General features: G+C 62.8%; 22 protein-coding genes and 1 pseudogene (1 of these 23 only partly in view). 12 read left to right on the top strand and 11 right to left on the bottom strand.

Annotated elements, in window-relative coordinates; translation table 11 throughout:
- The 3 genes in view from OVY48_RS01110 to OVY48_RS01120 are tightly spaced (at most 31 nt apart) and all read left to right on the top strand, a layout consistent with a single transcriptional unit that may run on beyond the window.
- Positions 1–1,086: the 3' portion of an MFS transporter gene (locus OVY48_RS01110; RefSeq protein ID WP_037478235.1), read on the top strand. Its footprint begins 207 nt before the window's first position; 1,086 of the gene's 1,293 nt are visible here — the last part of the coding sequence; its start codon lies beyond the left edge, outside the window; it ends in the stop codon at positions 1,084–1,086.
- A 3-nt stretch (positions 1,087–1,089) separates the two neighbouring features.
- Positions 1,090–1,962, top strand: a complete 873-nt coding sequence (locus tag OVY48_RS01115) for a helix-turn-helix domain-containing protein (RefSeq protein WP_313921665.1) — start codon at positions 1,090–1,092, stop codon at positions 1,960–1,962.
- Between the two features lie 31 nt (positions 1,963–1,993).
- The gene (locus OVY48_RS01120; RefSeq protein WP_037478237.1) at positions 1,994–2,221 is read left to right on the top strand and encodes a hypothetical protein; all 228 of its coding nucleotides are present in this window, start codon (positions 1,994–1,996) and stop codon (positions 2,219–2,221) included.
- 63 nt (positions 2,222–2,284) lie between these two features.
- Here the strand turns inward: OVY48_RS01120 and OVY48_RS01125 are convergent, their stop codons facing one another.
- The 6 genes and pseudogenes from OVY48_RS01125 to OVY48_RS23805 all read right to left on the bottom strand — a co-directional run bounded on the left by OVY48_RS01125 (position 2,285) and on the right by OVY48_RS23805 (position 7,963).
- Positions 2,285–3,223 carry a Gfo/Idh/MocA family oxidoreductase gene (locus OVY48_RS01125; protein WP_037475066.1) on the bottom strand — a complete coding sequence of 313 codons (939 nt, stop codon included), beginning with the start codon at positions 3,221–3,223 and terminating at the stop codon, positions 2,285–2,287.
- 105 nt (positions 3,224–3,328) lie between these two features.
- Complete coding sequence (locus OVY48_RS01130) at positions 3,329–4,225, bottom strand: class III extradiol dioxygenase subunit beta (RefSeq protein ID WP_313921666.1); 897 nt, start codon at positions 4,223–4,225, stop codon at positions 3,329–3,331.
- 1 nt (position 4,226) lies between these two features.
- Positions 4,227–4,679 (bottom strand): protocatechuate 4,5-dioxygenase subunit alpha, encoded by a 453-nt coding sequence (ligA, locus tag OVY48_RS01135; protein WP_037475071.1) that lies wholly within the window; start codon positions 4,677–4,679, stop codon positions 4,227–4,229.
- A complete protein-coding gene (locus tag OVY48_RS01140) occupies positions 4,676–5,698 on the bottom strand; it encodes an amidohydrolase family protein (protein WP_313921667.1) in 1,023 nt (340 codons plus the stop codon). The genes ligA and OVY48_RS01140 overlap by 4 nt, the downstream gene beginning before the upstream one ends.
- An 89-nt stretch (positions 5,699–5,787) precedes the next feature.
- Complete coding sequence (locus OVY48_RS01145; RefSeq protein WP_313922038.1) at positions 5,788–6,744, bottom strand: DUF1932 domain-containing protein; 957 nt, start codon at positions 6,742–6,744, stop codon at positions 5,788–5,790.
- A 64-nt stretch (positions 6,745–6,808) separates the two neighbouring features.
- Positions 6,809–7,963 (bottom strand): annotated as a pseudogene (locus tag OVY48_RS23805) (LysR family transcriptional regulator).
- Positions 7,964–8,069: 106 nt separating this feature from the next.
- Here OVY48_RS23805 and ligK point away from each other — a divergent pair.
- From ligK to OVY48_RS01190, 7 genes are all read left to right on the top strand, one after another.
- Entirely contained in the window at positions 8,070–8,744 is a 675-nt protein-coding gene (gene ligK / locus OVY48_RS01160; RefSeq protein WP_096062773.1) for a 4-carboxy-4-hydroxy-2-oxoadipate aldolase/oxaloacetate decarboxylase, read from the top strand.
- Complete coding sequence (locus OVY48_RS01165; RefSeq protein ID WP_313921670.1) at positions 8,737–9,801, top strand: 4-oxalomesaconate tautomerase; 1,065 nt, start codon at positions 8,737–8,739, stop codon at positions 9,799–9,801. The genes ligK and OVY48_RS01165 overlap by 8 nt, the downstream gene beginning before the upstream one ends.
- 111 nt (positions 9,802–9,912) lie before the next feature.
- Positions 9,913–10,791: an amidohydrolase family protein gene (locus OVY48_RS01170; RefSeq protein WP_313921671.1), complete on the top strand. Its 879-nt coding sequence runs from the start codon at positions 9,913–9,915 to the stop codon at positions 10,789–10,791.
- Positions 10,792–10,885: 94 nt separating this feature from the next.
- Positions 10,886–11,389 carry a nuclear transport factor 2 family protein gene (locus tag OVY48_RS01175; protein WP_313921672.1) on the top strand — a complete coding sequence of 168 codons (504 nt, stop codon included), beginning with the start codon at positions 10,886–10,888 and terminating at the stop codon, positions 11,387–11,389.
- A gap of 117 nt (positions 11,390–11,506) precedes the next feature.
- Positions 11,507–12,259, top strand: a complete 753-nt coding sequence (locus OVY48_RS01180) for an SDR family NAD(P)-dependent oxidoreductase (RefSeq protein WP_313921673.1) — start codon at positions 11,507–11,509, stop codon at positions 12,257–12,259.
- Between the two features lie 67 nt (positions 12,260–12,326).
- Entirely contained in the window at positions 12,327–12,902 is a 576-nt protein-coding gene (locus tag OVY48_RS01185) for a TetR/AcrR family transcriptional regulator (RefSeq protein ID WP_096062843.1), read from the top strand.
- A gap of 80 nt (positions 12,903–12,982) precedes the next feature.
- Positions 12,983–13,828 carry a TauD/TfdA dioxygenase family protein gene (locus OVY48_RS01190; protein WP_069064076.1) on the top strand — a complete coding sequence of 282 codons (846 nt, stop codon included), beginning with the start codon at positions 12,983–12,985 and terminating at the stop codon, positions 13,826–13,828.
- A gap of 76 nt (positions 13,829–13,904) precedes the next feature.
- Here the strand turns inward: OVY48_RS01190 and OVY48_RS01195 are convergent, their stop codons facing one another.
- The 5 genes from OVY48_RS01195 to OVY48_RS01215 form a co-directional block, all read right to left on the bottom strand.
- Positions 13,905–15,236 carry an aromatic ring-hydroxylating dioxygenase subunit alpha gene (locus OVY48_RS01195; protein WP_313921674.1) on the bottom strand — a complete coding sequence of 444 codons (1,332 nt, stop codon included), beginning with the start codon at positions 15,234–15,236 and terminating at the stop codon, positions 13,905–13,907.
- Between the two features lie 18 nt (positions 15,237–15,254).
- Positions 15,255–16,022 (bottom strand): enoyl-CoA hydratase/isomerase family protein, encoded by a 768-nt coding sequence (locus OVY48_RS01200; RefSeq protein WP_313921675.1) that lies wholly within the window; start codon positions 16,020–16,022, stop codon positions 15,255–15,257.
- Between the two features lie 155 nt (positions 16,023–16,177).
- Positions 16,178–17,440, bottom strand: coding sequence for an acetyl-CoA hydrolase/transferase C-terminal domain-containing protein (locus OVY48_RS01205; RefSeq protein ID WP_313921676.1), 1,263 nt, complete (start codon positions 17,438–17,440; stop codon positions 16,178–16,180).
- The gene (locus OVY48_RS01210) at positions 17,437–18,330 is read right to left on the bottom strand and encodes a CoA ester lyase (RefSeq protein WP_313921677.1); all 894 of its coding nucleotides are present in this window, start codon (positions 18,328–18,330) and stop codon (positions 17,437–17,439) included. The genes OVY48_RS01205 and OVY48_RS01210 overlap by 4 nt, the downstream gene beginning before the upstream one ends.
- A gap of 14 nt (positions 18,331–18,344) precedes the next feature.
- A complete protein-coding gene (locus OVY48_RS01215; protein ID WP_069064081.1) occupies positions 18,345–19,511 on the bottom strand; it encodes an acyl-CoA dehydrogenase family protein in 1,167 nt (388 codons plus the stop codon).
- Positions 19,512–19,692: 181 nt separating this feature from the next.
- Between OVY48_RS01215 and OVY48_RS01220 the strand changes: the two genes are divergently transcribed.
- Complete coding sequence (locus OVY48_RS01220) at positions 19,693–20,877, top strand: CoA transferase (RefSeq protein ID WP_313921678.1); 1,185 nt, start codon at positions 19,693–19,695, stop codon at positions 20,875–20,877.
- Between the two features lie 204 nt (positions 20,878–21,081).
- Positions 21,082–22,479, top strand: coding sequence for an aromatic ring-hydroxylating dioxygenase subunit alpha (locus OVY48_RS01225; protein WP_313921679.1), 1,398 nt, complete (start codon positions 21,082–21,084; stop codon positions 22,477–22,479).
- Positions 22,480–22,517: the final 38 nt, after the last annotated feature.

Raw genomic sequence — 22,517 nt, forward strand, 5'->3', positions numbered from 1 at the left:
GGGTCGGTATTGCTCGGCAATGTCGCCGATCGCATCGGCCGCCGACCCACGATCATCGGGTGCCTGGTCGTCATGGCGGGCGGGATGAGCGCAGCCACGATCGCCTGGGACGTGACCTCCCTTTCCCTTATCCGCCTGATAACCGGCCTTGGTATCGGCGGGATGCTTGCCTGCACCAACGCGATGGTCGCCGAACTCGCCAATGCGCGCGCGCGCAGCCTGGCGGTCGCGATCATGGCGGCGGGCTATCCGGTCGGCGCCATACTGGGCGGATCGGTCGCTTCCTATCTGCTGATCGCGGGTGATTGGCGCGATATCTTCCTGTTCGGGGGAATCGTCACCGCCCTGTTCCTGCCGCTGTCGCTATGGCTGTTGCCCGAATCGATCGGTTTCCTGGTACAGACGCGACCGCAAGGCGCGCTGTTGAAGATCAATCGCCTGCTCGCCCGCATGGGCCACGCCCCTGCCACGGCGCTACCGCCGCTGGACGCAGCCGCGCCCAAACCCTCCTTTACCGCGCTGTTCGCCCCCGGCCTGGCGCGCACCACCATCCTGCTGACGCTCGCCTATTTCTGCCACATCATGACTTTCTACTTCATCCTGAAATGGGTGCCCAAGATCGTTGTTGATATGGGCTATCTTCCGTCCAGCGCAGGTAGCGTGCTGGTCTGGGCCAATGTCGGCGGGCTAGTGGGTGCGTTACTGCTCAGCGTCCTAAGCTGGCGCATCGCTGTCCGCCCTCTGGTCATCATTACCATGGTTGCATCGACCATCATGGTCACGTTGTTCGGCCAGGAACAGACGACACTGTCTGGCCTCAGCTTGATTGCGGCATCCGCCGGCTTCTTCACGAACGCTGCGGTCGTGGGTCTCTATGCGCTGATCGCCCAGTCCTTTCCGACCGCCGTGCGCGCGGGCGGGACCGGTATCGTCATCGGCGTGGGCCGGGGCGGCGCAGCGTTGGGGCCGATATTGGCGGGCTTTCTGTTCAGCCTCGACTTCACCCTGCCACTCGTCGCCATCGTCATGGCTTCGGGATCGTTGCTGGGCGCGGGATTGCTGCTGGCGCTGCGCCAACGCCGATAAGCCATGACCGCCTCGCCCCTCCCCAGCTTCTATCTTTATGGCGAGCCACAGCGCAGCGTTGCGGAGGGGTTCGTGCATGTCGAAAGTCTGGACGACCGCTCGCGACCCAGCGAATGGACAATCCGCCCCCATGTCCATCGCGACCTCAATCATATCATCCTGATCGCCGAAGGGGGCGGGGCGATGCAGGCGGAGGAGGCTGCGGTTCGCTTCGACGCCCCCTGCCTGCTGCTCATCCCGGCGGGCATCGTCCATGGTTTTACCTGGGCCAGTGAATCGCGCGGGGCCGTGGTCACCATCGCCGACAGCTATCTGCGCCACCTCGTCCTGCGCGATGCGGACCTCGTTCCTCTCTTCGCCCACCCTCAAGCCGTCGCGCTCCCTCGATCGGACCGCGCCGCAGCAGAAGACGCCATCACCCGCATGGATCAGGAGTTAAGCTGGGCCGGGCCAGGCCAGCGCGCTGCGGTCGAATCCGCATTGCTGCATCTCATGGTGCTGGCGCTACGTCATGCCACTTTGGGCCAGCAGGTTCAGCCCGGCACCCCGCGCCAGGCCGCATTGGTTGCGCGCCTGCGGGAACGGATCGACCAGCGGTTCCGCCTGCGCGAGCCGGTATCCGCCCATGCCCGCGCGCTCGGCGTCAGCCTCACGGCCCTGCGCCAGGCCTGCGCGCGCGTCGCGAACAGCTCGCCCGCGCAGATGCTCGACGACCGCGCGTTATTGGAGGCGCGCCGGATGCTGCTTTATTCCCAGCTGTCGGTCACCGACATCGCCTATGCCGTCGGCTTCGAAGATCCCGCCTATTTTTCGCGCTTCTTCGCCCGCCATGTCGGCCAGCCGCCGCGCAGCTGGCGCGCCGCGCGCGAGAGTTGACGCACCCGCCTGCGCCTTTAAGGGTTGGCGCATGACGGCCGACAAGCTCATCGACCTGCTCGTGGCCCGACTGGTGCGCGACCATGGCAGCAGCAAGCATCACTGGCGCCGGGTGATCGGCCCGCTGCGCGTGTATAGCCGCGCCACCCACCCCCATTGCAACTGGAACGCGACGCCGACCGGTACGATTGCGGACGTCGCGCTCATAGAAAATATGCTCGACGATCTGCGCATGGCGCATCCGCTGCTGACGGCCTGACGCAAAAGGGCGCAGCCGGTTGCCCCGACTGCGCCCTTTCGTGCGACCCCGAAGGGATGTCGATCAGACCAGCTGTTGTTCCAATTCGCCTAGCACGCGATAGCAGTCGAAGACCTTCGCGACGCTCGAATTGGGCTCGCGGCCTTCGCGGATCGCGCCGATGAACTCGCGGTCCTGCAACTCGATGCCGTTCATCGACACGTCCACCTTTGACACGTCGATCGGCTCTTCCTTGCCATTAACCAGATCGTCGTAGCGCGCGATATAGGTGCCCGTGTCGCCGATATAGCGGAAGAAGGTGCCGAGCGGCCCGTCATTGTTGAACGACAGCGACAAGGTGCAGATCGCCCCACTCTCGCTCTTCAACTGGATCGACATGTCCATGGCGATCCCCAGTTCGGGATGGATCGGCCCCTGCATCGCATGGGCCGACACGATCTTGCCCGCCTGATAAGCGAACAGATCGACCGTATGCGCCGCGTGATGCCACAGAAGATGGTCGGTCCAGCTCCGCGCTTCGCCCTTCGCATTGATATTCTTGCGGCGGAAGAAATAGGTCTGCACATCCATCTGTTGAATGTTCAGATCGCCTGCGGTGATCAGATTATGGACATATTGGTGGCTGGGGTTGAACCGTCGCGTATGCCCGACCATGCAGACAAGGCCCGTTTCCTGTTGTTTGGCCAGCACCTCCTGCGCATCGGCCCAGCTATCCGCTAACGGAATTTCGACTTGGCAGTGCTTGCCCGCGTCCATGCAGGCAATGGCCTGCGCCGCGTGCATTTGCGTCGGCGTACACAGGATCACCGCATCGACATCGTCGCGGGCCAGCGTCTCGGCCAATTCGGTGGTCGCATGGCCAATGCCATATTTGTCGGCAATCGCCTGGGTCGCGTCCAGCCGGCGACCGACCAGCGACGTCACCGTCACGCCATCGATATTCTTGAGGCCATCCAGATGCTTTTCGCCAAAGGCACCCGCGCCAGCCAAAGCAATACGCATAATAATCTCCGTACCAATCAAAAAGCCCCTCCCCTTCAGGGGAGGGGTTGGGGTGGGGCCGTGAGGCAGGCGCTGCGCCTGATCTCATGCGCCCACCCCGCCGATTTACTCCGCCGCGATCGCCGTAACCGTATCGCTTCCGGTCATGTCCAGCCCTTCGCCATTGTTCGGGCGCAGCACCAGATGGCCGATCGCGGTGTTGGAGCAAGGCACATGATAATGGCGGTGCAGCGCGCGGGTCTTCTTCCCCAGCGCGCCGCGCATCACCAGCCACATCACCATCTCGATACCTTCGCTGCCGGTTTCGCGCAGATATTCGATATGCGGAATGCGGCGCAGATGGTCGCTGTCACCGATCAGCCCGTCCAGGAATTTATTGTCCCATTCCTTGTTGATCAGGCCCGCGCGCGGCCCCTGCAACTGGTGGCTCATGCCGCCCGTGCCCCAGATCTGAACATTCAGATCTTCGGGAAAACTCTCGACCGCTTTGCGCACCGCCTCGCCCAGTGCCCAACAACGATTGCCCGATGGCGGCGGATAGGTGACGACGTTGACCGCCAAAGGCACGACCTTGCACGGCCAGGCGTCGGGCTTACCGAACATCATGGAAAGCGGCACGGTCAGGCCATGGTCGACATCCATCTCGTTGATGATGGTCATGTCGAATTCGTCCAGCACCAGGCTCTGCGCGATATGCCAGGCAAGGTCAGGATGCCCCTCGACGTCCGGCACAGCGCGCGGGCCCCAGCCTTCATCGGCCGACTTGTAGCGCTCGCCACAGCCGATCGCGAAGGTCGGGATGATCTTCATGTCGAAGGCGGACGCATGGTCATTATAAACGAGGATGATGACATCGGGCTTTTCGGCCTTCTCCCATTCGCGCGTCCAGTCATAGCCCGCGAAAATGGGGCCAAAATACTCGTCCCGATCCTTGTTGAAGTCCGACGCCACGCCCAGCAGCGGCACATGGCTCGACGCCACACCAGCAGTAATTCGCGCCATATCAGCGATCCTCATTCTTGGCCGCAGCCGCAGCTTCATTGGCCCTGATCGACCGCACGCCTTCGGGCGAACGACCACCGTTCATCATCATCTCGCGATATTGCGGGAATTCCATGTCCGTCATGGTGCTGACGGCTTCGGCGAACGGAATGCCATCGGTCGAAAACAGCTTCGCCAGAAAATAGACATTGCCGCCCAGATCGAGGCAGCGATTATAATCGCGCGCCAGCATTGCTTCCTTCTGGTCCTCGGTCAGCGGCCATTCGTCCATATAGGCGCGCTCGTCGGCCTTGAACCGGGTGCGATTCTCGTCCTTCATCAGGCTCATCGCAAACTGGTTCATATGATAGCCCTGCCGCGCCCGCTTGGCGGTAAAGACACGGGTGCCGGGAATATCCTCCATCTCGGCCAGATATTCATGGATATCCTGGTGCTTGGGATCTTCTGTTATCATAGTCCCTTCTCCTTCAACTGGGCATCAAGGCGCGGGAACACCCGGCGGGCATTGCCCTCGAAGATCGCAGCGCGCTCGGCATCGCTGATCTCCAGCGCATCGACATAGCGTTTGGTGTCGTCGAAATAGTGGCCAGTGGTCGGGTCGATGCCGCGCACCGCGCCGACCATTTCCGATCCGAACAGGATATTCTTGTTGTCGATCACGTCGGCCAACAGATCGACACCCGGCTGATGATAGACGCAGGTGTCGAAGAAGATATTGTTCATCAGATGCATCGACAGGTCCGGCTTCTTGAGCATGTCGGCGAGGCCGCGATAGCGCCCCCAATGATAAGGCACCGCGCCGCCGCCATGCGGGATGATGAAGCGCAGCGTCGGGAAATCCTTGAACAGGTCGCCTTCCAGCAACTGCATGAAGGCGATGGTATCGGCGGCGATATAATAGCCGCCGGTCGCATGCATCGCCGGGTTGCAGCTGCCCGACACATGGATCATCGCCGGCACGTCCAGCTCGACCATCTTCTCGTAGAAGGGATACCAGTAACGGTCGGTCAGCGGCGGATGGGTGAAATGCCCGCCACCCGGATCGGGATTGAGGTTGCAGCCGATGAAACCCATCTCGACGCAGCGTTCCAGCTCGGCGATGCTGTTGCTCATGTCGGCCTTGGGCGATTGCGGCAACATGCATACACCAACGAAGGTTTCGGGGAACATCGCCACCACCCGCGCGATCAGGTCGTTGCAGCGCATTGCCCATTCCTTGGCCATCGCCTCGTCGCCGACATGCGGCGCCATGGCCGACGCGCGCGGCGAAAAAATCGTCAAGTCCGCACCGCGCTCCTTGATCAGCCGCAACTGGTTCGCCTCGATCGTCTCGCGAATTTCCGCGTCGCTGATGTCGGGATAGGGCGGACAGGCCGTGCCCGCCTTGAACGCAGCCTTCTGCTCTTCGCGCCAGGCGTCATGCCCCTTGGGCAACACCGTATAATGGCCATGGCAATCGATAATCAGGCTCATCGCGTCTCTTTCCTCAACCCTTATTCCGTCACCCCAGCGAACGCTGGGGTCTCAGGCGACAGCGCACCACGCCCGTCCCAACAACCCCGTCATTCCCGCGAAGGAGGGAACCCATCTCCCAACGCTTCCGCCACCGCCAGGGCCGGAGTTGGACCCCCGCCTTCGCGGGGATGACGGAGTGAAGAATCACACACGACGCGCGCAATCTTCGCGCCCAACCCCTCCGGCACCATCTTAACCCCCAGCGCCCCGATCGCCCGCTGCCGCGCGACCGTACCGCGCGTCATCGCGGCCCCCGTGCCAAGCCCTTCGAGCGTCTTGACCACTTCCTCCATCTCGGCCGCACGGCGCAGGCCATGCACTAGCATCCGGTCGAGATTATAGTCGGCCCGCGCACCCCAGGGCTTGGCCTTCTCGCTCGCGTCGAGCGACGCCAACACCTCGTCAAGCACATCCGCCGCCTCGGCCGCCAACACACATTCGGCGGTCAGCGCTTCCATCCCCTTGACCATGACCGAGCGGATCATCTTGATCGATGAGGCGCGCCCGACATCGGCACCCACGATGCGGGTCTTCGCAAAGCCCAGCGCCGCCAGCCGCGCCTGCGCTTCGTCGGCACGGCCACCGCTCAACAACAGGGGGACATTCAACCGCGCCGGATCGACCGGCGCCATCACAGCAACATCGACATAATGGGCACCCGCCGCCGCGATCGCGCGCTCCGCGGCCTGCTTGGTCTGCGGCGCAACGCTGTTCATGTCGCAATAAAGCGCGCCTGGCGCAATCATCGCCGCAGCAGCCTCGGCCACCGCCAGCGCCTGGTCCGCCGTCACCAGCGACAGGATCAGCCCGACGCCATCCAGCGCGTCTTCCAGAAAGCGCGCGGGCAGCACACCCGCCTGCCTATAGGCCGCCAGCATGGCGTCGCGCGTGGCTGCCGCATCGGTCTTGGCATCATAGACATGGGCGGCCGCAGCCCAATCCCCCGCCAGTGCAAAGGTGGACCCTGCCTCGCCAAACCCGATAAGACCGACTTCCTGCTCCATAAGAAAGGACATGCCGGATTGTATCCCGCCCGGCCAATCATATCCGGGGGCGTCACATAAGATTTTACGAATTCATGGTTGCGACCGCATGTTCGATCGCCGCCATGAACTGTTGCTGCAACCGGGTCGGTCGCCAATCGGCGCGACTGGTGACACCGATGGTGCGGCTGATCTCGCCCGGTGCCGGACCGATATCGGCCAGCATCCCGCTGTCCAACTCGACGCGTAACTGATCGACCGACAGCAAGGTGAGATAATCGCCGCTCACCAGCAATTGCCGCACGGTCATCACGGAGCCGCACTCGATCGGCACGGCAGGCAGGTCGCCACCCAGCGCGGCGAACATCGCCTGCCATAATTGCCGCAGCGGCGTCCCTTCGGGCGGCAATATCCAGGGAAAGTGCCGCAGATCATCGCCATTCCAGCCCTGCTCCAGTACATGCCCCGCCCGCGCGAAGATCGTCGGCCGATCCTCGAACAAGGGTTGCTGCACCAGATCCAGCCCGATGGTCGCATCGCGCAATGCGCCGACCATCATGTCGATCTCGCCATCGCGCAATGGGCCCACCAGTTCGGCATGCGACCCTTCAACAACGGAAATATCGACCTGCGGAAAGTCCCGGCGAAAGCTGGTGATCGCCAGCGGCAGCAGCCGTGCCCGGCTAAGCGGCATGGCTCCCACCAAAATCCGCCCGCTATCTTCCCCCGTCAGTTCGGCAATCTCTTCCAGCCCTTGGCGCAACTCGGCGAGCGCCAGCCCGCAATCGGCGCGCCAGCGTCACGCCCGCGCGGGTGAGCATCAGCCCCCCCCCCCCGCCGCTCGGCCAGCCGCACCCCCCAGCGCCAGCCCCAAATCGCCAACCGCGCGGTGCAACGATGGCTCCGCCACCCCGGCCTGCACCGCCGCCGCCGCATAGCTGCCACCGCGCGCCAGCGCGACGAAGGCCCGGATTTGCGCGGCCGTTACCGGGCTGCTGCCGATCAGCCGCAACGCCACATCGACGCGTGGCTTGAAGCGCAGCGCGACCGGCGTTGGCACCATCCCGCCCGGTCGCCGCTCGAACAAAGCCGCGCCCAGTTGCGCCTCCAGCTTGGCGATGCCCTGGGTCACCGCAGGCTGGGTCAGGTTCACCGCCCGCGCCGCCAGGCTGACACTGCCTTGCTCCACCACGGCGGCCATTGCGGCAAGATGCCGGATATTGAACTGATCGACCTGCATTTTTGACAATTAGCAAAATTTTATGCAGCCGCGCCAGAACGGATTTGAGCATCGCGCCACTATTGTCCATGTCGCTGTCTGGTTTAGGAAAGAGGAGCAAGCGCCCATGTCCGGCATCGTCGTTCAGAATATCGAACGGGCGGACCTTTCCGTCATCGACGGCCTCGCCCAGTGCGGCGTAGCGACCGTTCATGAAGCGCAGGGCCGCACCGGCCTGCTCGCCCCGCACATGCGCCCCATCTATCCCGGTGCCCGGATCGCGGGCAGCGCCGTCACCATCTCCGCCCCTCCCGGCGACAATTGGATGGTCCATGTCGCGATCGAACAGCTCAAGGAAGGCGACATCCTTGTCCTCGCGCCGACCAGCCCCTGCACCGATGGCTATTTTGGCGACTTGCTTGCGACCTCCGCCCAAGCGCGCGGTTGCCGCGGCCTGATCATCGATGCGGGCGTCCGCGACCTGCGCGACTTGAAGCAGATGAATTTCCCGGTCTGGTCGAAAGCGGTCCACGCCCAGGGCACGATCAAGGGCACGCTGGGGTCGGTCAATGTCCCGATCGTCTGCGCCAATGCGCTGGTCAACGCGGGCGACGTGATCATCGCCGATGATGACGGCGTGTGCGTCGTGCCACGCGCCGACGCCGTTGCCGTGCTGGAAAAGGCACGGGCTCGCGAAGCCGCCGAAGAAGCCAAGCGCGTCCGCCTCGCCGCAGGCGAACTCGGCCTCGACATCTATAATATGCGCCCCCGCCTCGAAGAAATGGGCCTCAAATATGTCTGAGACCCCTGCCTCCGCTAAGGTTATGTGGATGCGCGGCGGCACTTCGAAGGGCGGCTATTTTCTGGCCGACGACCTCCCCACCGACACAGCCGCCCGCGACGCCTTCCTCCTGCGCGCCATGGGCTCCCCCGACCCGCGCCAGATCGACGGCATGGGCGGTGCGGACCCACTGACCAGCAAGGTCGCGGTCGTGAAGAAGTCAGTCCGCGAAGGCGTTGATATCGATTATCTTTTTCTGCAGGTCTTCGTCGACCAAGCGATCGTCAGCGACGCGCAGAATTGCGGCAATATCCTCGCCGGGATCGGCCCCTTCGTGATCGAGCGCGGCCTTGTCGCCGCGCAACAGGACGAAACGCGGGTCGCCATCTTCATGGAAAATACCGGCCAGATCGCCATCGCCACGGTCCAGACCCCCGGCGGCACTGTCCGCTATGACGGCGATGCTCGCATCGACGGCGTCCCCGGCAGCGCCGCACCTATCCCGCTGGAATTTCGCGACACCGCTGGCTCGTCCTGCGGCGCGCTGCTCCCGACCGGCAACGCCTATGACGAAGTCGAGGGCGTCCGCGTCACCCTGATCGACAATGGCATGCCCTGCGTCGTGATGCAGGCGCGCGATGTCGGCATTACCGGCTATGAGGATCGCGATACGCTGGACAAGGACAGCGACTTGAAGGCCCGGATCGAAAAGATCCGCCTCGCCGTCGGCGAACGCATGAACCTGGGCGACGTCACGGAAAAGTCAGTCCCTAAGATGATGCTCGTCGCCCCGCCCCGCAATGGTGGCGCGGTTACGGTGCGCAGTTTCATTCCGCATCGCGCCCATGCATCGATCGGCGTGCTGGGTGCAGTCAGCGTCGCGACGGCCTGCCTGATCGACGGGTCGCCCGCCGCCGACGTCGCCAACATCCCTGACGGTTCGCGCAAGACGCTGTCGGTGGAGCATCCCACCGGCGAAACCACCTGCGTCATGGAACTGGACGAAAGCGGCACGGTCACCAGCGCCGCCATGCTGCGCACCGCCCGCAAATTGATGGATGGTACCATTTTTTCTTAACCCGTTGGGGCTGAGCCTGTCGAAGCCCTGCACTTTTCTTGAGAAAACAACAGCCGTTGGCTTCGCCGACCTACGGTTCGACAGGCTCAGGGCGAACGGAGTTTTTAGGATATGACTCGGATCGTTTCATGGCACGGCAACCCATCCAAGCCGCTCTACACGCCCCCGCCCGGCGCGATTGATGCACATTGCCATGTGTTCGGGCCGATGGCGGACTTCCCGTTCAGCGCGAAGGCGAAATATCTGCCCGAAGACGCCGGACCGGACATGCTGTTCGCCCTGCGCGACCATCTCGGCTTTGCCCGCAACGTCATCGTCCAGGCCAGCTGCCACGGCACCGACAATAGCGCGACGCTCGACGCCATCGCAAAATCGGATGGCAAGGCGCGCGGCGTCGCTGTCGTTGATCCGGCGATTTCAGAGGCTGACCTCCTGGCCCTCCATGACGGCGGAATCCGGGGCATCCGCTTCAATTTCCTCAAGCGCCTGGTCGACGACGCGCCCAAGGACAAGTTTCTGGAAGTCGCTAGCCGCCTACCCGCGGGCTGGCATGTCGTCATCTATTTCGAGGCGGATATCCTCGAAGAATTGCGCCCCTTCATGGACGCCATCCCCGTGCCTCTCGTGATCGACCATATGGGCCGCCCCGACGTGACCCAGGGACCGGACGGCGCGGATATGAAGGCCTTTCGCGCCTTTCTCGATTCCCGCGACGACATTTGGTTCAAGGCCACCTGTCCCGACCGCCTCGATCCGAATGGCGACCCATGGAACGCCTTTGCCGATGCGGTCGCGCCGCTCGTCGCTGACTATCAGGATCGCGTGCTGTGGGGCACCGACTGGCCCCACCCCAATATGCAGGATGCAATTCCCGACGACGGGCATCTGGTCGACATGATCCCACGCATCGCGCCGACGGCGGAGTTGCAACGCAAATTGCTGATCGACAATCCTATGAAGCTTTATTGGCCGGAGGAGGCAAAGGGCTAGGAGCAGGATCGCCGGGCCGATATCGGCCAAGGCTGTGATGACGCGCCGACACCATCCGGCTTAGACCCTTCCCATTGGAAAAGGGAGAGGCCGGATGGACGCGCTGCACATATTGGTCGCCAAGGAAGAGATACGACAGCTGGCGCAGCTTTATTCGCGTGGCGTCGATCGCAAGGATCTCGCGCTGCTGCGCACGCTCTATACGGACGATGGGATCGACAATCACGGTCCTTATTCCAGCGGCCCGGTCACGAACTACTACGCCTTTCTCCAACGGTCGCTGCCCCACATGCATATTGGCAGTCACCATATCTGCAATCATCTAATCAGCGTCGATGGCGACACGGCGCAAGGTGAAGTCTATGCCATCGCCTGGCACCTGATCCCCGATGGCAAGGGTGGCCTCGCGCATGACGTCCAAAGCGTCCGCTATGTCGACAATTATCGCAAGGAAGACGGCCGCTGGCTGTTCGCGCGGCGCGACGTCCAGTTCGATATGAAGCTGCTGCTTCCGGCCGCCGATCATGGCGCAAAGCCTGATCCCACCCAAGACGCGACCTATGCCGTGCTGCCTGCGGCGCTGTTTGCGCGGTATTGACCCTGCGCCACCGGTTCGCCGAGGCGATCAAAGCCGGCCTTGCTTGACAGGCTCGGCAGCGATGTTGATCACCCGTTCAAACGACGAAATGGTCGGCATGGCAGGAAGGATTTTTCGATGACACGCTCTCTCAATGGCAAGGTCGCGGTGGTGACGGGCGCGGGGTCGGGCATCGGGCGGGCCATCGCCATCCGCCTAGCCGAAGACACGGCGAAGATCGCCATCTGGGACATCAATGCCGAAGGTGCCGCCGAAACCGCGCAGATGATCGAGGATGCCGGTGGCACCGCCATTGCCATCGCCGCCGACTGTTCGGACAAGGCCGCCATCCACGCAGCGGCGGAGGAAACCCGCGCCACGCTCGGCCCCGTCGCCATCCTGGTCAACAATGCCGGCATCGCGCCCTTTACCCCGTTCATGGAGATTGACGATGATCTGTTCGACAAGGTCATCCACATCAACCTGCGCGGACCATATCTGCTGACCAAGGAAGTCTTGCCCGACATGCTCGCCGCCCAATGGGGCCGTGTGATCAACATCACCTCCTCCTCGGTCCAGTCCGGTTCCTTTGCCCAGGGCCATTATGTCTCGTCCAAGGGCGGATTGATGGGCATGACCAAGGCGCTGGCACTGGAATTCGCCGCCAGTGGCGTGACGTTCAACATGGTGCCGCCCGGCTTCATCGACACGCCCATGCTGCGCGCGGCACCGATCGACGTCGATGCCTTTGCCCAGACCCTGCCGATGAAGCGGGTGGGCAAGCCGGAGGATATTGCCGCCGCCTGCGCCTATCTGGCGTCGGAGGAGGCCAGCTACATTACCGGCCAGACGATCAGTACCAATGGCGGCCGCTATATGGGTTCACATTAAGCCCGAACAGAAGAGCGCCGTGCCCCAAGCGCCTTGCGCACGCGTCACCGGCTCTTATGCTGGCACCATGGTTCAGAAACGTCGCATTGGAGCCGAAAGCTCCGAAACCCGCGCCCGCATCGTTGACGCTGCCGAACAGGTGATCCGCGATGAAGGCTATGCCGCCGCCAGTTCGCGGCGCGTTGCCCTGCGCGCGGAATTGCCGCCATCGCTGGTGCATTATTATTTCCCCACCACCGATGACCTGCTGCTCTCTGTATTCCGGCGCGGCGCGCAGCAAAGTGACGCGATGATCGATCAGGCGCTGGCCAGCGACGATCCTGTGCGCGCGCTGTGGCGTTTCTTTACCGATACCAGCCGCACGGCGCTGGCGATGGAATTTGTCGCGCTGGCCAATCACCGCAAGGCGATCCGCGCGGAGATCACGCGCCACAGCGAAGCGATGCGCGCGCGCCAGACCGCCTGTCTCGACCGGCTGCTCGGTCCGAAACTGGCCGAGCAAGGCATGACGGCTGCGGCCATGAGTGTGCTGCTCGCGAGTGCAGGACGGGCGTTGGTCATGGAAAAGGGTCTGGACGTCAGCGCCGGGCATGACGATGCGCGCCACGCGGTCGAACGCTGGCTGGATAAGCTCCTCGCCTGAAAAATGAGGCATGTTGACTTTTTTTCGACCCCATGCTGAACATGTGTTCAAGACATAGGGAAGACTGAGGAGAGTCGGACATGGCAAGCACCGCAATCACGCGCATGGCGCATGAAGAGATCAAGCCGAACATCGGTAGCCGCATCCTGAACAGCAAGGCGGAATTGCTGGCGGGCGATCTGGGACCGCAACTGCGCGAGCTACTGGAACAGCGCGGCGTGCTCGTGTTTCCCAAGATCGATTTCGACGATGACGAGCAGATCGCCTTCACCAAGACGCTCGGCACATTCGCGCCCGAAATGCAGGACGGGACCAACCACAAGATTCACAAGATCACGCTGGACGTGAAGGAAAATCCGCAGAGCGCCGAATATCTCAAAGGCTCGCTCTATTGGCATATCGACGGCACGATGAACGACACGCCGATCCTGGCGTCGCTGCTGTCGTGCAAGGTCAAGGCACCCTGGGGCGGCAATACCGGCTTCTGCAACACCTATGCCGCCTATGAGGCGCTGAGCGACGCGCAGAAAGCGGAGTATGAGAAGCTGCGCGTGATCCATTCGGTGTGGGCGACGGTCTTCTATTATGAACCCGAACCCAGCCTCGCCAAGATTGAGGGGATGCAGCGGATCGGCGAGAATGAACTGCCGCTGGTGTGGAACCACAAATCGGGCCGCAAGTCGCTGGTCCTTGGCTGCACCGCGCATCGTGTCAAAGACGTGACCCCCATGGAAAGTGCGAAAATTCTGGTTGGGCTTCGTGAATGGGCAACGCAGGAAGAATTCAGCTACAGCCATGAATGGAGCGTCGGCGATCTGGTGATCTGGGACAATACCGGCACCATGCACCGCGCCGAAGCTTATGATCCCGCTTCCAACCGCATGATGCATCGCACCAAGTTGCAGGGCGAAGAGCCGTTCGAATAAAACGGCTTGAGCGCCGGCAAGTTAGAAGCCCGTCGCCAGATATGGCGGCGGGCTTCTCAATAGGTATCTCAGATATTTAGTCGATCGACTTTGGTCCCCCGGTGCCCATGTAACGCGCCAGATTCTGGTGCAGGCTGGCGACCGAGCGCTCCATATAGGGGTTGGGCTGGGTGCCGCGGAAGCCGACATTCTTCATGCCCTGCTGGACGGCGGCCATGTTGGTGAAATCCTGTTGCAGGACCGGCGGCCATTCCTCCGGTTTGGTATATTCCCAGTCGGTCGCGGGTGCTTCGCCGTCGGGGAACAACTCGAATACCGCCGCCTCGAAAATACATTTGTCCGGGTCGCCCTGATAGGGACGGGCCGAATAGCAGAGCATGTTGTTGACGGCGTGGCCGATCTGGAAATTGGGGAATATCTGCCAGGCGGTGCCGCTCCTGGCGGTATGGGATGGTTCGACCACCGGCCAGATGACGCCGCGCTTGGCGTCGTCGGCGCGGGCACTGGCTAGCCAGTGCTGGAGTACCTGGGCCGCGGGGGTGCCTTCGGGCAATTCTTCCTTCAGTCGCTGCGCCGCGTTGACCAGCGTCATGGTCGTATTGGTGTTGGCATTTTCCCAGGTGAAGAGCTGCATCTCCGCCGTCGAGAGGCGCGGGTCTTCGCCCGATCCGACCCGCAATTTGGCCTGGTTCTCGTCCATATTCTTGGGCGCGTCATAGCCGATATTGCTGTGCAGGCCATGTTGGCGCGCCCAACCGCGAAATTCGCCGAAGGCATTGAATTCGGGGTGGGTGGTCTGGACATGATAGGTTTCGCTGAACGCTTCCAGCGCGACTTTCCAGTTGCAGTCGAAGATGATCCATTTGCGCCAGCGATAGCGCATATTCTGAAGGCCGAAGGGATCGAGCATGCCCGGCACCACGCCCAGATAGTCGGTCAGCGACTCCCCGTCGGGATCAAGGCTGATCCATGCCCAGCCGCCCCAGGTGTCGACCCGTACCTTGCCCAGCGCGGTGCGTTCCGCGGTCAATTTGCCCTGCCAGTCATCCTGATGGTTGACGAAGGTGCATTGCCCCTGTCGATCGAAGGTCCAGCCGTGGAAGCCGCAGATGATGCTCGTCCGGTTGCCGCGTGCGTTGCGAGCCCCCGCCGGCGTGTCGATCAGGCGGCGGCCACGATGCGGGCAGACATTATGGAAGGCACGCAGTTCGTCGGGGCCAGCCCGCATGACGATGACCGAGTCTTCAAGGATGTCGTAGGTGACGAAATCGCCGACATTGGGGATGTCCTCCAGCCGGGCGGCCTGCAGCCAGACCTTGCGCCACAACCGGTCCTGTTCGGCGCGGGCATAGGCGGGCGATATATAAGCCTCGACCGGGACGGTGACCGGCTGTGTAAGATCTGTCATGGCATCCTCGCTTGTCATCTATCGGCCCTGCCACCGGGGCGGGCGTTTTTCCGCGAAGGCGCGGGGGCCTTCCTGTGCGTCTTCGCTTTGGTAGGTGTATTCCGACGCGGCACGGGCGGCCTGGAGCGCAGCGGAGCGGCCCATCTCGGTCGCAAGCATCACCGTGTCGCGGCCCGCCTTCACCGACAAAGGCGCGCCGTCCAATATTTCGGTGGCAAGCGCGATGGCGGCGTCCAGCAGCGCTTCGGGTTCGGCGAGACGGTTGACGAGACCGATCTCATAAGCGCGCTGCGCGGTGATCGGCTTGCCGGTCAGGATGATCTCCATCATGATCCGCTGCGGGATCATGTGAATGAGCGGTGAGGCCCAGGGGGACGAGCGGCCGACCTTGACCTCGGTGATGGCAAAGCGCGCAGTGGTGCTGGCGACGCACAGGTCGCAGGCCTGCGCGATCATCCAGCCGCCCGCGAAAGCGACGCCGTTGACGGCGGCGATCGTGGGCTTGGTCAATTCGATCGTGTCGTAAGGCAGCGGGAACATGGCGCGCGGCGGAACGGTCATGCCGGTTTCGACCATTTCCTTGAGGTCGCCACCCGCGCAGAAGGCCTTGTCGCCTGATCCTGTCAGGATGGCGACCCGCAGCGCCGGGTCCGTTTCGAACCTGTCCCATGCGGCGCGCAAGCCCTCGCGCACTTCGCGGCTGAGGCAGTTGCGCTGGTCTGGGCGGTTGATCGTCAGGACGGCAATGCCATCGGCGCGGGCGTCGAAAAGAATGGCGTCGGTCATGTCGCTGACATTCCTCCCCTGGCAGGGGAGGTGTCTGGCGCAGCCAGACGGAGGGGTGTCGCCCTATCGATAGGGTTACACCCCTCCGTCAGCACTGCGTGCTGCCACCTCCCCTTACAGGGGAGGATTTCAGGCTTCGACCGGCGAGACTTCATCTAAAACCCCCTTTGCGCGATGATATGGGCGGCCCGGTTCAATTCCTCGCGAAAGTCTGGATGGGCGATGGCGATCAGGCGGCGAGTGCGCTCGGCGAGGCTTTGCCCCTTGAGTTCGGCCGCGCCATATTCGGTGACGATGACGTCCACGTCGGTACGGGCGGTGGTGACCGGGCCGGAAAGCTGGGCGACGATCTTGCTGAGCGTGCCGCCCTTGGCCGACGCCGACAGCGCGATGATCGAGCGGCCGCCGGGTGACCTAGCCCCGGCCCGCACGAAATCGACCTGCCCGCCCGTGCCGCCTAGATAGGCCGCGCCCGATTGTTCGGCATTGACCTGTCCGGTCAAATCCACCTCCAGCGCGCTGTTGATCGTGACCAGGCGCGAGAGGCGGCCCAGCACAGCGGCATCATGGGTATAGCTGGTCGCGCACATGCGGATGGCGGGGTTGCGGTGCGCCCAGTCGTAGAGGCGCTTCGTGCCGATGAGCGCGCCGTTGATCGACACGCCGGGATCGACTTCCTTGCGGGCGTTGGTGATGACGCCTGCCTCCACCAGTTCGACAAGGCCATCGCCCAGCATGCCGGAATGGACGCCCAGATCCTTGCGGTCGTGCAGCAGCCGCAGGATCGCGTCGGGGACGGCCCCAACCCCTGTCTGGATCACCGCGCCATCGCCGATATAGGCGGCGCAGTGGCGGGCGATGGCTTCGTCGGTCGGGCCGATCGCGGCAGGGGCGACCTGGACCGGCGGCCGGTTGACGGGGATGGCGACGTCGATCGCCGAGGCCGGGATGGTTTCGCCCGGCGTGAAGGGGACCGCTTCGTTGATTTCGGCGATGACGACCCGCGCCTTGTCGACGGCGGCGCGGACATAATCGCTGATCAGGCCGCAGCTATGATTGCCATGCTCATCCGCCGGACTGACCTGGATCAGGGCCACGTCGCAGGGTATGACCCCGGCGGTGATGAGCGGGCCGACCTGGCTCACATGGACGGGGATGACCTGTAATTTCCCTGCCTTGGTCATGGATCGCAGCGCACCGATCGCGCCCATGCTTGAGAGGGCGAAGCTGTCGGCGGTGGCGGGGGTGAAGAGGCCGGAAAAACTGGTGGCGATAAAGGCGGAAAGGCCCGGAATGCCGCGGCCCTGGTCGATCAGCGCCTCGACCAGGGTCGTGGGTTCGCCACAGGCCTGGCCGATGACGATATGGTCACCGGCCTTTAAGTGTACAGCGAAGCGGACACTGGTTTCGCTTTTCACAATCGCCCTACTTGTCGGAGTAAATGTTCGGCGCGGCTGAGATGGGGACGATCAAGCATCCCGCCCTTATAACCGATCGCCCCGACGCCCGGATTTTTCGCAAATATATCAACTACTTCAAGCGCCTGCGCGATTTCTTCCTCGGTGGGCGTGAAGGCGGCATTGATCACATCGACCTGCGCCGGGTGGATCGCCAGCATGCCGCGATAGCCATCGCGCCGTACTTTTTCCGCACGGGCCTTCAACCCTTCGAGATCGCGGAAATCGCCCTGGATCGTTTCGATCGCGGTCACGCCGGCGGCCGCTGCGCCGAGCAGGCACATGGAGCGCGCCAGTTCATAGGTGAAGCCATAGCTGCCGTCGTCATTGCGGTTGTTGCTGGCGCCGATCGAGTCGGCCAGATCCTCCGCGCCCCAAGTGAGCGCAACGACGCGCGGCGCGCCCTTATAATCGCCCGTATGGAACATCGCTTTCGCCGTTTCGGTGACCAGCACGATCAGCAGGGTCGAGCCTTCATCAATGCCATTGGCGACTTCAAGCGCGGAGAGATAATGGTCGAGCCGCTCCACATCCTGCCGCCCATCGACTTTGGGCAGCATGATGCCACCGGGGCGCGCAGGCATGATCGCGGCAAGATCGAGCAGCGTATGGGGACCGTCCAGCGGATTGACCCGGACCCACAAACGGTCCCGGCCTTCGGGACGGCTGGCGAGACAATCATGGACCAATTGGCGCGCCAGCGCCTTATTGTCGGTCGTGACGGCGTCTTCCAGATCGAACAGCGCGATGTCCGCCGCGCTGTCGGCGGCCTTGGCCATCTTCTTCTCGCTGTCGCCGGGCGCGAACAGCCAGGAGCGCATCTTGATCGAGAGGGTGGCGGGCGTGGACATGATTTTCTCTCCGGTCAGTAGGATTTGGGCAAGTCCAACACTTTTTCGGCGAGAAAGTTAAGGATCATATGCGGACTGACCGGCGCGGTGCGCGGAATCAGCACTTCGCGCAGCAATCGTTCGACATGATATTCCTGGGCATAGCCCATGCCACCCAGCGTCAGCATGGCGGTATGGCACGCCTCGAACGCGAATTCGGCGGCGAGATATTTGCCCGCATTGGCCTCGACGCCGCATTCCTCGCCCTTGTCGAATTTGGTCGCGGCCTGCATCACCATCAGATTGGCGGCTTCCAACTGCGCCCAGCATTTGGCGAGCGGATGCTGAATTCCCTGATTCATGCCGATCGGCCGGTCGAACACGATGCGTTCACGGGCGTAGCGCGCGGCACGCTGGATCGCGTTGCGGCCAATGCCCACCGCTTCGGCCGCGAGTAAAATGCGTTCGGGGTTCAGCCCTTTGAGGATGATGCGGAAGCCCTGCCCCTCCTCGCCGATGCGGTCTTCTTCGGGGATGAAGAGGTCGTTGATGAACAGCATGTTGGAGCCGACCGCATGACGGCCCATCTTCGGGATCAGCTGATGCTCGATTCTATCGCGGTCGAGTTTGGTATAGAAGAGCGACAGGCCGTGGGTCTTGTTCTCCACCTCATCGATCGGGGTCGTCCGCGCGAGCAGCATCATCCGGTCGGCGACATGGGCGTTGGTGATCCAGATCTTTTCGCCATTGACGCGATAGCCGCCCGCTTCGCGCACAGCGCGGGTCTTGAGCTTGGTCGTGTCCAGCCCGGTATTGGGTTCGGTGACAGCAAAGCACATTTTTTCCGCGCCCGACAGGATCGGCGGGATCATGCGCTGCTTCTGTTCCTCGGTGCCGAACAGGTCGATGGGTTCGAGGCTGAATACCGGGCCATGGATGGTGGAGGCCGCCGTCATGCCGCCGCCCGCTTCGGCCACCGCCTGCATCATGATGGCCGCTTCGGTAATGCCAAGGCCAGCGCCGCCGACCGATTCCGGCATGGCGACGCCGAGCCATCCCGCCTGCGCCATCGCCGTGTGAAATTCGACCGGATATTGGGCATCCCGATCACGCGCGAGCCAATAATCGTCGCTGAACTGGCTGCATTGGGCCAGCACGGCGTCGCGAATATTCTGCTGGTCGTCGGTAAAGGCAAAATCCACGTTTCTGGTCCCGATTGCCGCAAGGGGCGGTCCTGATTGTCGGCCTTTTGGGTATCAGTGGGGGATAAGGCGCACAATCGAACGGCTGTTCAACATCCGACATATCGGTGGGGCGAAGTGGTTGGCCATGGCGTCGCCGCGCCGCCTGTCCTAGCCCGACGGCATGGAACAGGAGAGAGACATGGGCGAGCCAAAGGGCCATGGTGGGCCGCTGACAGGCGTGCGGGTGGTCGATCTGACCGCGATGGTCTTTGGCCCCTATGCGACGCAGATCATGGCCGATATGGGCGCGGACGTCATCAAGGTGGAGCCGCCGGGCGGTGGCGACCAGACCCGTTATATCAATGGCGGCAATGCGCCGGACCTGGGCGGCGTGTTCACCAACGTCAATCGCGGCAAGCGCAGCATCGTGCTGGACCTGACGCGCGAGGCCGACAAGGATGTGCTGCGCGCGCTGATCGCGACGGCGGATATCTTCATCCATTCGATGCGAGGCAAGGCGATCGCGCGGTTGGGGTTCGATTATGCGGCTGTGAAGGCAATCAAGCCCGACATCGTCTACACCAATTGCTATGGCTATAGTCGGCGTGGGCCGGAGGCGGACAAGCCGGCCTATGACGATACCATCCAGGCCGAATGCGGCATCCCGCATCTACAGGCGCTGATGACCGGCAAGCCCGATTTCATGGCGACGATCATCGCCGACAAGGTGGCGGGGCTGACCGGCCTGTACGCGACCATGATGGCGCTGTTCCACCGCGAGCGCACCGGCGAGGGGCAGGAGGTGGAAGTGGGCATGTTCGAAACGATGGCCGCCTTCATGCTGACCGAACATGCCAGTGGCGCGATGTTCGATCCGCCGATCGGCCCCGCCCATTATCACCGCGTGGTCGCGCGCAACCGCAAACCCTATGCGACCAAGGACGGCTATGTCGCGGCGTTGGTCTATAATGACAAGCATTGGAACGCCTTTATCGGCGCGGTGGAGCCGGAATGGGCGAGCGAAGAGTTCGACAGCCTGCCCAAGCGGGCGAAGCAGATCGACCGCGTCTATGGCTTGCTGGGTGGGACATTCGCGCAGCGCACGACGCAGGAATGGCTGGATTTGCTGGCCTCGCTGCATATTCCCGCCGCACCGTTGCGGACGACGGATGAGCTGTTCGAGAATGACCATCTGAACGCCATCGGCTTTTTCGAGACGGTGGAGACCGAGCATGGCACGGTGCGCTTTCCGGGCGTTCCGACCTGGTTTTCCGCAACACCGGGGAAAGTGGCGGGCGGTGCGCCAGGGCTGGGCGCGCATGGGGATGCGGTGCGGGAGGAATTACGCCATTCCTCCCCTGGCAGGGGAGGTGGCAGGGCGTAGCCCTGACGGAGGGGTGTCACCCTCACGATAGCGTGACACCCCTCCACCACGCGCTTCGCGCGCGGTCCCCCTCCCCTTACAGGGGAGGATTTTTATGGATTTCCACCGCCACGGCGATGAAGCGGGGTGCCCGCCCGATCCGTCTTGAACCCCCCTCCCCAGCCTTTACCCTTCGCCCTCAAAGCTAATAGCGGACAGGGTGACATGGCAGAGGATTTGGCAGCGACGACATCGGTTCCGTTCGAGATTACCGATCCCGAACGCATCCCCACGCCGCGCTATTATGACGAAGCATTCTACAAGCGCGAGTGCGAAGAGCTTTGGCCACATGTCTGGCAGATGGCGTGCCGCGTGGAGCAGGTGCCCGAAGTCGGCGACTGGATCGAATATAGCAATCTTGGCCAATCGGTTATCATCGTGCGGACCAAGGATGGCATTCGCACCTTCCACAATGCCTGCCGCCATCGCGGCGTGCCGCTGACCGAGGGGAGCCATGGCAATTGCAAGGGCAAGGGGTTCATCTGTCCCTTCCATGGCTGGCGCTGGAATATCGAGGGGAAGAACACCTTCGTCTATGGCCGCCATCTGTTCAGCGAGGGGCAGTTGGACGAAGCCGATCTGGCGCTGCGCCCGTGCCGCAGCGAGATCGAGATGGGCTGCGTGTTCATCAATTTCGATGATGATGCGCCAGGATTTCGGCAGCAATTGGGGCCGCTAGCGGCGGGTCTGGACGCCTATAATGCCGACAAGATGCGCGCCGAATGGCAATTCGCCACGGTGCTGCCGGCCAACTGGAAGACGGCGATGGAAGCCTTCATGGAGGGCTATCATGTCATGCGCACGCACCCGCAGCTTCAGCAGAAGGTGCCGATCCTCTATAATATGATGTATGGCATGGACACGGGCGGGATCGGCGTACCGATCAACCCCAATCGGTCGATGCGAGACAATATCGTCGATCAGGTCGACCATCTGCAATTGTTGAGCGATGGCATGGCAGGCATGTGCCACGCCAAGGATGTGGCGGTGGCGCGCACGCTGATCGACGTCGAATTGCCCGACGATCCGGGCCAGGCGATCATGCAGTGGTTCGGCACGCTCAACCATTGCGTGACGCAGGCGGGGCTGGCGCGCGGCGAACCGGCGCCCGACCTCAATCACATTGCGGTCAATACGCCGGTGAAAGCGGTGGAGTTCATCTTCCCCAATTATTTCCTGCTGCCATTCCTTTCCAGCATGGCCGCCTATCGCATCCGCCCGCTGGGACCGGAAAGCTGTCTGTTCGAGCTATGGTCGCTGACCCACTTCCCCGAAGGCCAGGAGCCGCCGCCAGTGATGGAAGCCGTGACACTGCCCTATGACAGCGACCAGTTCCCGATGATCCCGCGTCAGGACTATAGCAATATCCCGATTCAGCAGAAGGGGCTGCACGCCCAAGGCTTCGACTTCATGCGATTGTCGAAGGAGATAGAAGGGCTGATTTCCAACTATCAGCGGATCATCGACGGCTATCTGAAGGGCGTGGAGCCGGAAAAGCTGAGCGCAGCGACGCAGAAACTGGCGGGGAATTTCGACGGACCGATACTGGATCTGGGGTTTTAGAAACGCTTGTTCCCCGGCGGAGGTCGGGGTCCAGTTCA

This window comes from Sphingobium sp. SA2, from assembly GCF_032227065.1.
Taxonomy (GTDB): domain Bacteria; phylum Pseudomonadota; class Alphaproteobacteria; order Sphingomonadales; family Sphingomonadaceae; genus Sphingobium.